This window comes from Rhodoflexus caldus (assembly GCF_021206925.1).
Lineage (GTDB): Bacteria > Bacteroidota > Bacteroidia > Cytophagales > Thermoflexibacteraceae > Rhodoflexus > Rhodoflexus caldus.
Window position 1 is genome coordinate 406070 of sequence record NZ_JAJPRF010000003.1, and the last position, 15350, is coordinate 421419.

Here is a 15350-nt window from a genome sequence, read left to right on the forward strand (position 1 = left end):
AGAATCTGTATTGCTCACTCCACTACCAGCCGAAGTGTTGTCTGCTGTCCGGCCGTTGCAATTTTCAAAAGATACACCCCGTTTGCCAGCATGGGCAGTTGCAAGGCTGATTCGCCCGAGAGGTTTTGTTGATGCACTTCACGCCCCGACATATCTAAAACGACGATACTTGCAGACTGAAACACATCGTTAAAATAAACTTCGCTGCCCGAACGCGCAGGATTCGGGAATAGGCGCAAGGTACGTACCATGCCTGCGCTTCCCTCCCAAACAAGACTTACAATGCCCGAATAGTGAATCGTACCGTCAAAATCGCGTTGTGCAAGGCGGTAGTAGTTGATACCGGTAAAAGGCTCTTTATCAACAAATTGGTAGTTGGTCAATTGGTTGCTGTTGCCTCTGGCGGCCACTTGGCCGATATTTATCCAGCGTTTGCCGTCGGCACTTTTCTCAATGCCAAAAGTTTCGGCATCTTTTTCCCATGCGGTTGCCCATTGCAGCAGCGCTGAGGTTTCCTGCTTGGCAGCCGTGAAACTCACCCATTCCACGGGTGTAAGTTGGTCTTCAAATACAGGGACAAAGTCGGAAAAGGCAGAAAAGCCTGTGCGGGTATAGTTAGCGGCAAAGGTACTGCCCGAAAAACCCCATGCGGCCGTTGCATTGGCACGGCGTGCAATGGTCGGGCCTCCGCAAACATTGCTGGCGCCACAGGTAAAGCCGTTGGGGAATAATTGCATCGCATAAGTGCCTGAAATAGGCGTATCGGGCTCAAATGTCCAAAAGCCACCCGCGCAGGGGCTGTAAGCGCGGATACAACTTGGAACGGAAAAACTTGTCAGGGCATCGGTGTTGTTAAACCAAGCGGTTACGTGCGATACATTCAGAGAGGTAGTGATGGTTAGGCGGGCTAACTCATAGCGGGTATTACTGCCTACGGGGAAGTCATAAATAACATTATTAACGTTCTGCACATTGCGGCGCAATTTGCCAAATACATAATTGTTGGGTGCAGAGGCGTAGGAAAGTGTACTGAAGTTAAAGCCTGCCACTACATGCCCGCTGACAGCAGCAGGGGCATCATCTGTTACGCGAAACTCATATTCCATGCCTGTAGCGCCGGTTTGCAGCACGCCTGTTTCCAGCCGCAGCCGTGAGGCGCTGAAATTACTGGTTAGCATCACGCGGCTGTTATTGCTGACGGCAAAAGTTCCGCGCTCCCAATTGACAGCAGAGTTCTGAAAGGCAGTCTGCATAGCTGTTCCGTTCAGGCGGACTAAACTGCTGACTGCTCCGGCGCTGTTGCCCGTAATTGTTACCGTTCCCGCATTTTGGGTGAAACTGCCGGCGATATTGAGTTGTGCAAAGCCATTGTCCACATCGCGTGAAGAAAGATTGAGCGTGCCGCCTTCTTGTAAAAAATTTCCTGCCACATTAATTACAGGCTGAGTGGCAGTATGTGTAAGCACTAATGTTCCTCCTGTAATAGTCAGGTTGCCATTGATAGCACGCGTTACCGTAGCGGCAGCCACAGTATTCACCCAACGTTTTTCTCCTCCCCCTGAAATGATTAAGTGGTGATAAACAGTTATAAATGGTGTTCCCGATGTGTTAACAACCTGAATCCCTGATGTGGCGTGATAGTCTATCGTATTGCCAGGGTGGTCAGCATCCAGTCCACCGACATTCATCGGGCGCTGATTCAGACCAGCGTAGCGCAAAAGTGTGCGGTTTTCAAAAGTAGAGGTGGCGTCGGTGCCATTCAGCAAGCCGTTAATCACCAAGCCGTCTGTCGGTTCGCTGACCATGTTGGTGAGCACTACATTGCCCCCTACAATTACCTGACCATCAAATACAATGCTACTGCTTCCACTGATGTTTTGGTTATTGGTCGTGAAACTGTAAGTGCCTGTTCCTGAGTTGAAACTGAATCCGTTATGTTCCAAACCGCCCCGCAAGGTGATGTTTTCGTTGGCGGTGTTGTTCCATGCGCCGTTGATGGTAACTTTTCCCGTTAAAATTTTTTCACCTTGTATGTTATTCCACTCCAAAGTTGCTCCGGCTGCAATCTGGGAAGTTCCCAGCACGGTAAGTTCTACCTGCCCTATTTCGGAAATGGAGTTGGTAGGATTGGTATTAACCGAGAGGTTGCCGTTCACGAATATAGAGGAGGTAACAGTGCCGTTAATTCTACCCCCTTGCATAATGACATTATTTAGATTCGTAGTGCCTGTTATGCTGTTATCTGCCATAGTTGCCAGCCTGAGCGTAGTAGTTCCTGACACTATCAGGTTGAAGGTTGACAACTGAAAGACAGGTTTTGAGGCATCGCCTACGGCCAGCAAGTCGCCTAAAACATCTGTGCCTGCGGCCAGCGTTTTGGTACTGCTGCCGTTGTGTTGCAGCTCTAAGTGGTAGTAGCCATTGACCGTGCCGATGATATTTTGGTTGTTGCTGCCGCTGTAAATCACTCTGGATTGGTTGGGTGGTGTAGCACTTACCGGCTCAAATTGACCGCCACCCGTGAAGTTACCTCCGCGCAGGTCAAAAATACCTGTGCCTGTAATGCGAATAAAGTTACGTGGTGAGAGCGTATTGGTATTCATGGTTACGCCATTGGTAATATTGGCCCTGCCATTGGCAATGAGTATCCCGCAGCGACGGTTACCGTTAGCTGTTTCAGGCATGGTGATAGAAGCGGCATTCAGCGTTCCATCGCCTACATTAATTTGGTTGGTGGTGTTATTATTTGTCGGTTCGCCAATGTCTATATTGCCGGTATTCATTGTGCGGCCTGCATTAATAATAATGGTAGTGGCAGCACCACCGCCTGTCATAGTAACATTGCCGAATGTAAAGTCCGCATTAATTGTGAGGGTAGCACCGTTGGCCAAGATTATATTATCACCCGCTACAGGCAATGAGGGAGTCCATGTACCCGTGGTAGGCGTTCCTGCGCCTGTAAGCGTTTTTTGCGCATAACTAACCGGTATGCTAAACAGCGCTAACCATAGAAAAAAAAATCCTTTATGTTGATAAAGATTACGCAAAGTAATCTTTGGCAGTAAATGTATCATATGAAGTAAAAAGTTTGTTAGTTATCAGCAACTTACATCAAAACGGTTAAGTGAAAGGTTGTTATTTTGATGTAGTTTTAACCCTAAATTATGACAAAAAAAGAGAAAATGCAATAAAAATATGCAAAAAAATACATCATACTTACATTGCGGCACAATTGTCATACATTTGTTCGGATGCACACCACCGACATACATGCACTGCTGAAACAGTACTGGGGCTATGATGCTTTTCGACCCTTGCAGGAGGATATCATCCGCCATGTGTTGGCAGGTAGCGATGCGCTTGCATTGTTGCCTACGGGCGGGGGTAAATCGGTTTGTTTTCAAGTACCGACACTGGCAATGGGAGGGCTGTGCATTGTTGTTTCGCCGCTGATTGCCCTGATGAAAGACCAGGTAGAGCAACTCAACCGCAGGGGAATACATGCAGTGGCTATTTACAGCGGCATGACGCAAAAGGCAATAGATATTGCGTTAGACAATTGCATTCACGCACAGTCCCATCCGGTGCGCTTCCTGTATGTTTCACCCGAGCGGTTGCAAACAGAACTGTTTCGTACACGGGCAAGTAAAATGAATATTTGCCTGCTGGCCATTGATGAGGCGCACTGTATTTCGCAATGGGGCTACGATTTCAGGCCGCCCTATTTGGAAATTGCTGCATTCCGCGAGCATATCGGCATAAATATCCCCTGCCTTGCACTCACCGCTACGGCCACCCCCGAAGTGCAGCAGGACATACAGGAAAAATTGCTTTTCAGGCAAGGCAGCCGCGTATTTCGGAAAAGTTTCCTGCGCGATAACCTGTCCTATTCTGTTTTTGAAACCGAAGATGTTTACAACCGCCTGTTGCGGGTGTTGGCAGGAGTGCCCGGCACCTCGGTTGTATATGCGAACACACGCCGCGAAACCGAAGAAATAGCCCGATGGCTGCGGCAAAACAGTGTTTCGGCTGACTTTTACCATGCCGGATTGCCGCCGCAGGAAAGGTCGGCTAAGCAGGATGCATGGATTAAAGGCAAAACGCGCGTGATAGTAGCTACCAATGCCTTTGGGATGGGCATTGACAAACCCGATGTGCGTTCGGTGATACACTTAGCTCCGCCGGCATCGCCCGAGGCCTACTATCAGGAAGCAGGGAGAGGAGGCCGCGACGGTAAACGTGCCTATGCCGTTTTACTTTACAAACCCGACGAAATCCGGCATTTGACCCAAAGAGTCGAGCAAAGCTATCCCGATGTGGAAATATTGGCTACCGTTTACCATCGGCTGGCCAATTACCTCCAAATGCCTGTTGGTGTAGCGCCGCCTGCTCCGCAGGAGTTTGATATGGAGCACTTTCTGCAAACTTTTAAGGCTGCCGGCTTGGCTATTGCAACACCGACTGCTTTTCAGGCGCTCAATCGCTTAGAGGAGTTGGGGCTGATTCAGCGCAATGAGGCCTCCGAAACACAGGATAAGTTCCTGTTTCAGGCAGCATTTGAAGAAATTTACCGCTTTCAGGTAGCTCATGCAGCTTTCGAACCTTTGTTGAAATACCTGCTTCGCAACTTTGGCGGCGAGGCTTTCTCCGATTTTACGCCTTTTTCAATCAGTCGGGCGGCAACCTTGCTGAAAGTCAGCCCATCTGAAATTGTGAAACAATTACAAGTATTGGAACAGCAGGGGATAATCTGTTTTGCGCCTGCCCGTACCAAACCTCAAATCAGGTTTACCATGCCGCGCATGAGGGCAGATTACTTTCGGATAGACAAAAGTTTCTATCAGTTGCGCAAGCAGCAGGCAATGAGCAAGGCCTTGGCGATTGTCAATTACCTGCAAACCAAAGGCTGTCGCCAACAAGCCCTGCTTACTTATTTTGGCGAACGGCGCGAAACACCTTGCGGCATTTGCGACAACTGCATGGCTGCAAAAAAGCAGGCAATCAATAAGTTAGCCGATGTGTATGAATCGGCCGTCAGTGAACATTTGAGCAAACAACCTCTGCTGCCCGATGAGCTTCTGCGCAAAGTTTTGCCCGACAATGAAACCGTTTTCGCCGAAACGCTGCGGCAAATGGTAGCGCGCGGCCTGATAAAATATCTGGAAAACGGAAAAATCGCGCTCCAAGCAAAAAAAAATCGGAACACAGACGGTGCGGATTAGCTGCCCGTGCTTCAAGCAAAAAAATCGGTGCTATCCGTATAATCTGTGTTCCGAGGGGGCAGATGAGCAAAGTAAATCGCTATTTTCGGGTTGGGGATTAAAAAAATCGGCAAAGACCGTGCTATCCCCCAAAATCCGCGCACTTGTGTACGATGCGCTTTACATTACTCAACTGCTTTGCTGTTGTCAGCTTACAGCGACTTTTTCGCCAAATACCAATCTACCATTTCCAAATTGCTGGCTTTGCGGGCTACAAGTTCTTCCAGTGTTTTTGGCGCAGGAACGATAACCTTATCGCCGGGCTGCCAATCCAGTGGGCAAGCTACTTTGTTTTCCGAAGCAGTTTGCAGAGCCACCAGCGCACGTTTGATTTCTTCCATGTTGCGACCGATGTTCAGCGGATAGTACATAATCAAGCGAATAATGCCTTCCGGGTCAATGAAAAACACGGCGCGAACGGCGGCTGTTTCGCTTTCGCCGGGTTGCAACATGCCGTACAATTTAGATACGCTCATGTCTATATCGGCTACAATCGGGAACTCAAACAGCACACCTGTTTTTTCATACACAGCATTTACCCATGCAATGTGTGCGTGGATGCTGTCAATGCTAAGCCCCATCAGCAGGGTGTTGTGGTCGGCAAAGAATTGTTTTTCTTTGGCAAAACCTGTCATTTCAGTGGTACAAACAGGGGTGAAGTCAGCAGGGTGAGAGAAGAAGATAACCCACTTGCCTTTGTTGTAGTCTGAAAATTTAATTTTGCCAAGCGTGGTAAGTGATTCAAAATCAGGAGCTTTGTCGCCGATGCGCGGCATGGCATATGTTTGTTGATTTTCCATATCTGTTTGTTTTGTGAATAAATAACTTCAAATAGTACCACAAAATTAAGCCACGCGCTTTTTTGTATCAGTTACTTTTGTTACAAATCAAAGTGTAAAAAATACGTTAAGTTTCTGCTGAAAACGCTAACTTGTGGCATTAAAAAAGCGTTTCCATCAAGTAACGATATACCTACTTCTATGCAACTCATCAAAGTGGCCGGGGCTGTACTGAATCAGACACCCTTGGCATGGGTTCAAAACAAGCGAAATATACTATCGGCCATTGGTCAGGCACGCGCCGAGCAGGTAAGCATCCTCTGCCTGCCGGAACTTTGCATCACGGGCTATGGCTGCGAGGATATGTTTTACGCACCCGGTGTGCATCAGACTGCCTTACAGGTTTTGGAAGAAATCAGGCCGCATACCGAAGGAATGGCCGTATGTGTCGGCTTGCCGTTGATGTACCAAAACCGCATTTTCAATACAGCCTGTTTGCTGGTAAATGGCGAAATTGTCGGGTTTGTTGCCAAGCGATTTTTGGCAGGTAACGGCATCCACTACGAGCCGCGTTGGTTTACGCCTTGGCCTGAAGACGAGCAAGTGCAAATCAGCATCAACGGCAAAAAATATCCGCTGGGCGATATTTATTTCAACGTCGGTGGCGTAAAAATCGGTTTTGAGATTTGCGAAGACGCGTGGGTTGCTAATCGCCCGGGGCGGAAATTATACCGCTACGGCGTGGATGTACTGCTCAACCCAAGTGCAAGCCATTTTGCTTTTCAGAAGTTGGAAGTGCGCAAGCGCTTTGTGCTGGAAGGCAGCCGTGCGTTCGGTACGGCTTATGTTTACGCCAATTTGTTGGGCAACGAAGCGGGTAGAGCTATTTACGACGGCGGCACGCTCATTGCCTCATCGGGGCAATTGCTGGCAGTAGGTGAGCGGCTGACTTTCCACGACTATCTGCTGACTTCTGCTGTGGTGGACATTCAGGAAGCCCGTATGGCACAGGCGCAGGCAAGCACGGTTTTTAACATCCCCGAATTGCAGGAAAATTGCATTGAGGCCGATTTTCATTTCCCCGACATACTGCCCGTGGTGCAACAGGCCAAAGATGCCGCATGGGAAAAAAGTGAACATTTACAGGAGGAAGAATTTGCACGCGCCCTTGCACTGGGATTGTATGATTACATGCGCAAGAGCTATTCACGCGGATTTGTGGTGTCGCTCAGCGGCGGTGCGGATTCGTCTGCTATCAGTTGCTGTGTGCGCCTGATGCTTGAATTAGGTATCCAAAGCATTGGCTTGGAAGCATTTAAAGCGAAGTTGGGCTATTGGCAGGCGATTCAGCCGTGCCAAACTTCAAAAGAAATGATGCGCCTGATGCTTACGACTGCCTACCAAGCAACGCGCAATAGCGGCGAGGTTACGCGCACGGCAGCCCGTGAGTTGGCACACAGCTTAGGCGCTACTTTCTATGAGTTAGACGTAGATGCAGTAGTAGAAGGCTATAAGCAAATGGTTGCCGATAGCATCGGCAGGCCATTGAGTTGGGCTACCGACGACATCGCCCTGCAAAACGTACAGGCGCGGGTGCGCAGCCCAAGTATCTGGATGCTGACCAACCTCAGCGGCGGGCTGCTGTTATCTACTTCCAACCGCTCAGAGGCGGCGGTAGGGTATGCCACTATGGATGGCGATACCTCAGGCGGCCTTAGCCCCATTGCAGGCATTGATAAAGCATTTTTGAGACAGTGGCTGCGCTGGTTAGAAAAGAAAGGTATTTTGCTTGCCGATGGCAGCTACTTGACCGTTCCGGAATTACGCTATGTAAACGAACAAGCCCCAACGGCAGAACTGCGCCCACCCGACCGCAAACAAACCGACGAAGACGATTTGATGCCCTACGACCTGCTGGATGCGATAGAAGAAGCTGCCATCCGCGACAAAAAAATGCCGATTGAATGCTTTGAACTCATGCGGATTCGTTTTCCGCAATATACCATTCTGCAACTGCATGAGTGGGTCAAACGCTTTTTCCGCCTGTGGTGCCGCAACCAGTGGAAACGCGAGCGGTATGCGCCATCATTCCATCTGGACGACAAGAATTTAGACCCCAAAACGTGGTGCCGCTTCCCGATTCTTTCGGGGGGCTATGAGTGGGAACTGCAACAGTTGGACAATTACGTTACGACAAAATATTGAGGCTGCTTAAAAATCCCGAACGGTAAGAGTTTCCGATAGGAATTTCGCGGTTAGGCATCACTACTTTGTCGTCTTCAATGGAGCGGATGCAATCCGTATTGATGATGAACGAGCGATGTACGCGGACAAAGGTATTTTCGGGCAGTTTCTTTTCCATGCCCTTCATGGTGCTGTGAACCACGTAGCAGTTACCTGAAAGGGTATGGATTTCTACATAGTCGGAAAGTGCCTCAATGAACTCTATTTCATTGGTTTGCAGGTGTACGATTCGCCCGTCATCTTTGGTTTTCACAAAGAAATTTTCACCCTGAGCGGCTTCCTGTGGTGTGGCCATAATTTCCGGCTGCACGCGTTTTACGACAGGTTCGGCAACGGCCTTTACAGGCGGCAGTTGCAATTTGGAAGTTTCGCGTTGCAGGTTGCTTTCGGCGCGGTCAACGGCGCGCAAAAAACGCGGATATTCTACGGGCTTTACCAAAAAATCGGTTACGTCGTAGTCAAAAGCCTCTACCGCATAGTTCTTATTGCCCGTAACGACAATAATCTGCGGCATTTTTTTGAGGGTTTTCAGCAAATCCAACCCCGACATTTCCGGCATTTCCACGTCCAAAAAAATGATATCCACTTCTATGTTTTTCAATAGCTGATAGGCTTCAATCGCACTGCTGCATTCGGCTACTAGCTCGAGGTTGGTAGTCCGCTTTACCAATTGTCTAATTACGGTGCGGGAGAAAGCGTCATCATCTACAATAATGCAATTCATGGCAGTGCAAGGGGGATTTTGCTGTTTATGTGGCTTACTATATTAACCGTTTTTGGGGCGTGATATTGTGTTGCAGTGCAACTTATTTAGCGGCAGCAGGCATGTGCAAATCCATAATGCGCTTGATGTACTTGCCTAATATATCAAATTCCAGATTTACGCGGTCGCCAACCCGAAGGCTGTGGAAGGTGGTGTGTTCGTAGGTATAGGGAATAATGGCAACGCTGAACTCTCCGATTTTGCTGTCCACCACCGTCAGGCTCACCCCATTGACGGCAATAGAGCCCTTTTCAACGGTAAAGTTGCCAACAGAGGCATCGTAGGTGAACGTATAGCGCCAACTGCCGTTTTCATCGGCAATGCGGGTGCAAAGGCCTGTCTGGTCTACGTGTCCCTGCACAAAATGTCCGTCAAAGCGGCCTGTGGCAGGCATACAGCGTTCTAAATTGACCAAAGAGCCGACTTGGAGCGTTCCCAAATTGGTTTTATCCAATGTTTCCTGAATGGCTGTAACAACGTGCGTGTCGTTTTCAATGGCTACAACGGTCAGGCATACACCGTTGTGCGAAACGCTCTGGTCTATTTTCAACTCATGCGAAACAGGCGAAGTGATATGCAGGTGGATATTACTTTTATCCCGACGAATGGCCGCTACTTTGCCCAATGCTTCAATGATGCCTGTGAACATTTAGTTTATATTTGTGTTTCTGGCAAAATTATGCAAAAAAAGGATGACCCGCGTATCATACACGCATGGTGTATGTACGACTGGGCTAATTCGGCTTACATGCTGGTAATTAGCTCAACACTTTTTCCGGTATATTACAATTCGGTTACACGTAGCGCTTTTAATGGAGATATTGTTGATTTTCTTGGCTGGCGCGTGAGTAATACTGTTTTATATTCATATTCCCTTGCTTTCGCTTTTTTGTTGGCGGCGCTGCTTTCGCCGCTGCTGGCGGGCATTGCCGACTACGGCAGGTTTCGCAAACCGATGATGCGTTTTTTTACCCTGCTTGGTTCGCTGGCCTGTATCGGTTTGTTCTTTTTTGAAGGAGATAATATTGTCTGGGGTATTTTGTGTAACATTTTGGCCTGCTTTGGCTATACGGGCAGTTTGGTTTTTTACAACGCCTACCTGCCCGAAATTGCAAGCCGCAACCGTTTAGACAGTGTGAGTGCCCGTGGTTTTGCCTATGGTTATATGGGTGGTGTGGTGCTGTTAGTCATCAATCTGATAATGGTGCAGCAACCCCAATGGTTTGGGATTATCAATCAGTCGTCGGCCGTGCGCTTATCGCTGGCTTCTGTCGGGATTTGGTGGATTGTTTTTGCACAATATACTTTCTGGTATCTGGAAACCGCCCGCAAAGAGTCGGATATTTACACCAATATACTTACGCGCGGTTATGATAAACTGCGGTCGGTGTGGAAGCAGTTGCAACACCTGAAATCTACGCAATATTACCTGGTTGCCTTTTTCTTTTACAGCATGGGCGTACAAACCGTTATGCTGCTGGCAGCCACGTTTGGCGAAAAAGAAATTAAAATGAGTGCCGACAAGCTCATTATTACCGTGCTCATTATTCAACTGATTGCCATACCTGGCGGCTATTTGTTTGCATGGCTTGCCAAATCGGTAAGTAACCGCCTGTCTATCAACATTATGCTGGGGCTTTGGTTAGTGGTTTGCATGGGGGCTTATGTGGTGCAGGAAGAAACCGGATTCTATTTGCTGGCAGCGCTTGTAGGGCTGATTATGGGCGGTATCCAATCGGTTTCGCGTTCTACCTATACCAAACTGATTCCCAAAGATACGGCAGACAATACGTCATTTTTCAGTTTTTATGATGTGGTGGAGAAAGTTTCCATCATTGGCGGCACATTCACCTTTGGTCTGGTAGAACAAATCACCCAAAGCATGAGAAACAGTGCGCTCGCTTTGGGTGTGTTTTTTATTCTGGGACTGTTGGTGATGACTCTTGTGCACGTGCCACGCCACAGGGTGCTTCTGAGGCGAATTGCATCATAGTCGGCTATTGATTCAGCCATTCAAAAGCCTTGGCTTCATCTTCAAAAAATGCGGTCTGATATTCAGCCGTAGTGTCTTCTTCTATGGTTTGCTGCACCGAAAGCGCCGCATAGAAGTCTGCACTAATCAATACAGCCATTTTTTTAAGTCCGATTTCGCGGTAGGGTTCGGACAGAAGTTCGTTTGTCCATGCTTGCAACTCCGGCGTGATGGTGTTTCTGTTATTGACCCCATCGGCAAAAATCTTATCGGGGCGCTTTTCCAGTATGATATCCTTGTATTTAAAGAATATGTCTTTGTAAAGCTCGGCATCTACACTTTCCGGCATTGTCCAGCGGGTAATAAGCGTGTTGGTGGCGGTGTCGTAGCTCATAACGACCTTATCACTTGCATAGAGGGTTTCCATGGGCATTTTAGCTTAGTAGTTGTATAATGGATAACGCATATGCCCACTTTCTGTTTTGTAGTCGTGTACAAATATTTTTAATCGCATTCAAAGAGTATGCGGATTGTTGCAAATGAATGAACTTTCGCGCAGCTTTTTTAAACGACTATTTTTTCAACAATTTATACAAAAGTTTCTTGCAAACCTTTGCACTTTTATATATAAATCCGCAATCCCGCCCCCGCAATGCTTACGGTTCTTACTCCCCCGTAAAAGTTTTAAAAGGAATCGGTGCGTAGTATATCATTGTACCGATGATGAGTGCAACCGCAAAGCCGTAGGGCATTGCAAAAGCCACAACACCCGACAAAACAGCTATCAGAAAATTGCGTTTTTCATGGGCTAAATCTTTTACCAAAAATATCAGGCTCAAACCCTCAAAGAAGAGGATGACTCCCAAAACAGGGAGCGGGAAAATTTGCACAATTTGCTGAAACCCATTGCCGAAAAACAGCCCCAACACCATGTAGAACAAGCCGTAAATCAGTACGGAGCCGCCATTGCGACCGCCGAAGGTATAGTGCCCCACCATGCCGCCCGCACCATGGCAGCAGGGAATCCCACCCAGAAAAGGTGCTATCAAGTTCATCAGCGAATAGGTAATACCTATTTTTTTTACGGTAATATCTTTCCGTTCGGGGAAAAGGTCGCCGCTGATTTGCTTAGTGGCAATAATGGAATTGCCCAAAGAGAGCGGTATTTGCGGTATGGCGAGCAATACAAAGCCTTTGGCAATATCATCGGCCGTGGGTATAAAAAGTTGCGGCAGCCGAAAAGCAACGGCATCGGTAAAACTTGCAGCAGATACCTTAAACACCAGTGCATAAATCAGCCCCAGCGCTATTACGGCCAGCGCTGCGGGATATTTTTTGTTGTCCAGCAAAGCAAGGACAAATACAAATGCTACTGCGGCCAGTACATAACCTTGCCACTGTTCCGCTGCCACGTATTCTTTGATAGCCAGCGAGCACAGGCTAATACCTAACCCCAGTTGCAAGCCTCTGACAACAGCCTTGGGAATAAGCCGCATGAGGCGGTCTAACGCACCCGTCAGCGACAGCGCAAGCATTACCAGCCCGATGGCAAGCCCTGCCCCCAGCAAAATATTGCCTGCAATTTTCTGTGCGATGACCAGCGATGCCATCGCTTTGAGCGGCTGTACAGGCATCGGCATACGGTAGGCAAGAGCAGTCAGCACCTGCAACAGCCCGAAAATAGTCAGCACGTTGGCGCTTTCCAGCCCCGAAGCGATAATAACGGCCACCAGCAGCGGAAAATCCGTGCCGATGTCGCCAAATGCACCGGCCAGTTCCTGTCGGTTAATTTTGAGCATAATTTGTTTGAGCAGATGCGCAATTTAAAAACTTAGCACTTACCGCCAAGCAAAGGTTTTGTTGGTGCAACTATAAATAAAAACATCAGACCTGACAGGCTACGGCAACTTGTCAGGTCTGTTTTTATATTCCGCGATTTTTCAAAGGTTACTTCGCGTAGCTCACCGAGCGGGTTTCGCGAATAACCGTAACTTTGATTTGACCCGGGTATTGCATGTCTTTTTCTATCTTCTGCGAAATATCAAAAGACATTTGGCTTGCCTTTTTGTCTGATACATTGTCTGCATCAACAATTACGCGCAGTTCGCGGCCTGCCTGAATTGCATAGCATTTGTTCACGCCTTTGAACGACAGCGCCAGTGCTTCCAAGTCTTTGAGGCGTTGCACATAGCTTTCCATCATTTCGCGACGGGCACCCGGGCGCGAGCCTGAGATGGCATCGCAAGCCTGTACGATGGGGGAGATGAGTGAGGTCATCTCAATTTCGTCGTGGTGCGCACCAATGGCATTGCATACTTCGGGGTTTTCCTTGTACTTCTGTGCCAGTTCCATGCCCAGCAGCGCATGCGGCAGTTCGTGTTCTTCGTGCCATACTTTGCCAATGTCGTGGAGTAAGCCCGCACGTTTGGCCAACTTAGCATTGAGTCCCAATTCGGCAGCCATGATGCCGCACATTTTGGCAACTTCTTTGGAGTGCTGCAATAGGTTCTGCCCGTAGGAAGAGCGGAAACGCATCCGCCCCACCATTTTAATCAGTTCGGGGTGCAGGCCGTGAATACCCAGCTCAATGACTGTGCGCTCACCGATTTCAACAATTTCTTCTTCAATGGCTTTTTGCGTTTTGGCCACCACTTCCTCAATGCGTGCAGGGTGAATGCGGCCGTCGGCAACGAGGCGGTGCAGTGCCAGTCGGGCAACTTCGCGGCGCACGGGGTCAAATCCTGAAAGGATGATGGCCTCGGGCGTGTCATCAACGATGATTTCTACGCCGGTGGCAGCTTCCAGCGCACGTATGTTGCGGCCTTCGCGCCCAATGATTTTGCCTTTCAAGTCGTCGCTTTCCAGATTGAACACCGAAACGCAGTTTTCAATGGCATGTTCGGTGGCGGTGCGCTGGATGGTATTGATGACGATTTTCTTGGCCTCTTTTGTAGCAGTGAGGCGCGCCTCTTCCATGATGCTCTTGATTTCGGCAGCGGCTTTGGTTTGTGCCTCGCTCTTCAGCGCATTGATGAGTTGCTCGCGGGCTTCGTCGGCTTTTAAATTGGCTATTTTTTCCAACTGTGCCACCTGCGAGAGGCGCAACTGCTCGGCTTCCTCAATCTTTTTGGCAGCAACATCCAACTGCTTGGCAACTGTTTCGCGCAGCTTTTCGGCCTCTTCCATCTTCTCTTTGAGTTGCTCCTGCGCTTTGGTGAGGGTTTGCTCTTTCTTTTTGAGGTTGGCTTCTACTTGTTTAAGTTTGTTTTCGTACTGCTTAACCTTTCCTTCGTTGGTGATGATTTGCTCTTTGCGGCGGTTCATTTCGTTCTCAAACTCCGATTTTTGTTTGAGAACTCGCTCCTTAGATTCAATCTCCTTGTTTTTCCAAAAAGTTTCGGCTTTCAGTTCGGCTTCTTTAATAATAAGATTGGCCTTTTCGGCGGCCTCAGCTTCTTTTTGTTTGAAAACCCGCATCAGCAGGAAGTATCCGATGCCGACACCTACCAGCAGGGATACAATAGCAATAATTACGTCTGTCATTGTACAATGTATATAAAAAATAAAACCATCATGCAGGCGCTGCAACCGACACAATGAACAGACTTTACAGAAAGAAAAAACGAAACAGCATTACAGCGTATCAGGTATCAAACGCTCCAATTCCGACACTTTGTGGTGTATGGCTTGTATGCTTTCTTTATTGGCCAACTCTTCTACGATGATATCAAATGCCACCATTGCCAATAAATCCTGCTTGTCGTAAATGCGCATACGCTCCTGTTTATCCTGAATGCGTTGTTTGAGCAATGTGGCTGCCCTCTCGAGCAACGGGGCATCTTCGGGGGCAACCCTGAGGTTATATTCCCGATTGGCAATTACCACTTTCACATTTTGGCTCTGCATACAGGGTGATATCTATTCCAAATAATGCTTAGTCGTTTTTGGGCAGCTGACTGTTCAGAAAAACCAGCACGTGGTCAATCTTTTTGATGTATTGGTCAAGCCACTCTTTTAATTCTTCTGTTGTCAAATCATCGGTTGTCAGTGCTGCAGCCAACTTGTCCGTCAGCAGTGCTGCGGTTTGGGCAGCCTGACGGGAAGTTTCCTGCATATCACCAATCGCTTTGCGAAGACCGGCTACCTCTTCGGTTAGCTGCAAACGCTGCTTTTCTGATTCCCTATACGCACTTAAAAGGCTGATTATCTTGTTTTCCAGCCGTTGTAAGTTTACCTCGGGGCTATCAGGCGCAGATTCTGTTGCAGGTATCACAGATAAGGTACTCAATTCAACAGCAAGCGATTCACTTTGATTCTTAACTATCAAAAAT

12 protein-coding genes are annotated in these 15350 nt (G+C 48.2%); 3 read left to right on the forward strand and 9 right to left on the reverse strand.

Annotation, left to right across the window (positions count from 1 at the left end; all coding sequences use genetic code 11):
- Positions 1 to 14: 14 nt before the first annotated feature.
- On the reverse strand, positions 15 to 3074 hold the full coding sequence (locus NDK19_RS06075) for a T9SS type A sorting domain-containing protein (protein WP_250630957.1): 3060 nt from the start codon (positions 3072 to 3074) through the stop codon (positions 15 to 17).
- A 177-nt stretch (positions 3075 to 3251) separates the two neighbouring features.
- Here NDK19_RS06075 and NDK19_RS06080 point away from each other — a divergent pair, with 177 nt between their 5' ends.
- Positions 3252 to 5222 (forward strand): RecQ family ATP-dependent DNA helicase, encoded by a 1971-nt coding sequence (locus NDK19_RS06080; protein WP_250630958.1) that lies wholly within the window; start codon positions 3252 to 3254, stop codon positions 5220 to 5222.
- A 191-nt stretch (positions 5223 to 5413) separates the two neighbouring features.
- On the opposite strand, the gene NDK19_RS06085 is transcribed toward NDK19_RS06080, so the two are convergent.
- Positions 5414 to 6061, reverse strand: coding sequence for a peroxiredoxin (locus NDK19_RS06085; RefSeq protein WP_250630959.1), 648 nt, complete (start codon positions 6059 to 6061; stop codon positions 5414 to 5416).
- Between the two features lie 180 nt (positions 6062 to 6241).
- Between NDK19_RS06085 and nadE the strand changes: the two genes are divergently transcribed.
- Positions 6242 to 8245: an NAD(+) synthase gene (gene nadE, locus NDK19_RS06090; RefSeq protein WP_250630960.1), complete on the forward strand. Its 2004-nt coding sequence runs from the start codon at positions 6242 to 6244 to the stop codon at positions 8243 to 8245.
- Here nadE and NDK19_RS06095 read toward each other — a convergent pair.
- Together NDK19_RS06095 and NDK19_RS06100 are read right to left on the reverse strand one after the other, a co-directional pair.
- Entirely contained in the window at positions 8229 to 9008 is a 780-nt protein-coding gene (locus tag NDK19_RS06095) for a LytR/AlgR family response regulator transcription factor (protein ID WP_250630961.1), read from the reverse strand. The two genes, nadE and NDK19_RS06095, sit on opposite strands and share 17 nt — an antisense overlap.
- An 82-nt stretch (positions 9009 to 9090) precedes the next feature.
- Positions 9091 to 9696 carry a riboflavin synthase gene (locus NDK19_RS06100; RefSeq protein ID WP_250630962.1) on the reverse strand — a complete coding sequence of 202 codons (606 nt, stop codon included), beginning with the start codon at positions 9694 to 9696 and terminating at the stop codon, positions 9091 to 9093.
- 30 nt (positions 9697 to 9726) lie between these two features.
- On the opposite strand from NDK19_RS06100, the gene NDK19_RS06105 reads away from it, so the two are divergent.
- Positions 9727 to 11040, forward strand: coding sequence for an MFS transporter (locus tag NDK19_RS06105; RefSeq protein ID WP_250630963.1), 1314 nt, complete (start codon positions 9727 to 9729; stop codon positions 11038 to 11040).
- Between the two features lie 4 nt (positions 11041 to 11044).
- Here NDK19_RS06105 and NDK19_RS06110 read toward each other — a convergent pair whose 3' ends face one another.
- From NDK19_RS06110 to NDK19_RS06130, 5 genes are all read right to left on the reverse strand, one after another.
- Positions 11045 to 11446, reverse strand: coding sequence for a hypothetical protein (locus NDK19_RS06110; protein WP_250630964.1), 402 nt, complete (start codon positions 11444 to 11446; stop codon positions 11045 to 11047).
- A gap of 238 nt (positions 11447 to 11684) precedes the next feature.
- A complete protein-coding gene (locus NDK19_RS06115; protein WP_250630965.1) occupies positions 11685 to 12818 on the reverse strand; it encodes a putative sulfate/molybdate transporter in 1134 nt (377 codons plus the stop codon).
- Positions 12819 to 12966: 148 nt separating this feature from the next.
- The gene (gene rny, locus NDK19_RS06120; RefSeq protein ID WP_250630966.1) at positions 12967 to 14562 is read right to left on the reverse strand and encodes a ribonuclease Y; all 1596 of its coding nucleotides are present in this window, start codon (positions 14560 to 14562) and stop codon (positions 12967 to 12969) included.
- 90 nt (positions 14563 to 14652) lie between these two features.
- Positions 14653 to 14925 carry a cell division protein ZapA gene (locus tag NDK19_RS06125; protein ID WP_250630967.1) on the reverse strand — a complete coding sequence of 91 codons (273 nt, stop codon included), beginning with the start codon at positions 14923 to 14925 and terminating at the stop codon, positions 14653 to 14655.
- Positions 14926 to 14953: 28 nt separating this feature from the next.
- Positions 14954 to 15292, reverse strand: coding sequence for a hypothetical protein (locus tag NDK19_RS06130; RefSeq protein ID WP_250630968.1), 339 nt, complete (start codon positions 15290 to 15292; stop codon positions 14954 to 14956).
- Between the last annotated feature and the right edge of the window lie 58 nt (positions 15293 to 15350).

Bases quoted from the DNA above. Each gene is read 5' to 3' on its own strand.
- NDK19_RS06095 (WP_250630961.1), bottom strand. From the start codon at position 9,008: ATGAATTGCATTATTGTAGATGATGACGCTTTCTCCCGCACCGTAATT.
- NDK19_RS06125 (WP_250630967.1), bottom strand. From the start codon at position 14,925: ATGCAGAGCCAAAATGTGAAAGTGGTAATTGCCAATCGGGAATATAAC.
- nadE (WP_250630960.1), top strand. From the start codon at position 6,242: ATGCAACTCATCAAAGTGGCCGGGGCTGTACTGAATCAGACACCCTTG.
- NDK19_RS06115 (WP_250630965.1), bottom strand. From the start codon at position 12,818: ATGCTCAAAATTAACCGACAGGAACTGGCCGGTGCATTTGGCGACATC.
- NDK19_RS06075 (WP_250630957.1), bottom strand. From the start codon at position 3,074: ATGATACATTTACTGCCAAAGATTACTTTGCGTAATCTTTATCAACAT.
- NDK19_RS06100 (WP_250630962.1), bottom strand. From the start codon at position 9,696: ATGTTCACAGGCATCATTGAAGCATTGGGCAAAGTAGCGGCCATTCGT.
- NDK19_RS06105 (WP_250630963.1), top strand. From the start codon at position 9,727: ATGCAAAAAAAGGATGACCCGCGTATCATACACGCATGGTGTATGTAC.
- NDK19_RS06080 (WP_250630958.1), top strand. From the start codon at position 3,252: ATGCACACCACCGACATACATGCACTGCTGAAACAGTACTGGGGCTAT.
- NDK19_RS06085 (WP_250630959.1), bottom strand. From the start codon at position 6,061: ATGGAAAATCAACAAACATATGCCATGCCGCGCATCGGCGACAAAGCT.
- rny (WP_250630966.1), bottom strand. From the start codon at position 14,562: ATGACAGACGTAATTATTGCTATTGTATCCCTGCTGGTAGGTGTCGGC.
- NDK19_RS06110 (WP_250630964.1), bottom strand. From the start codon at position 11,446: ATGGAAACCCTCTATGCAAGTGATAAGGTCGTTATGAGCTACGACACC.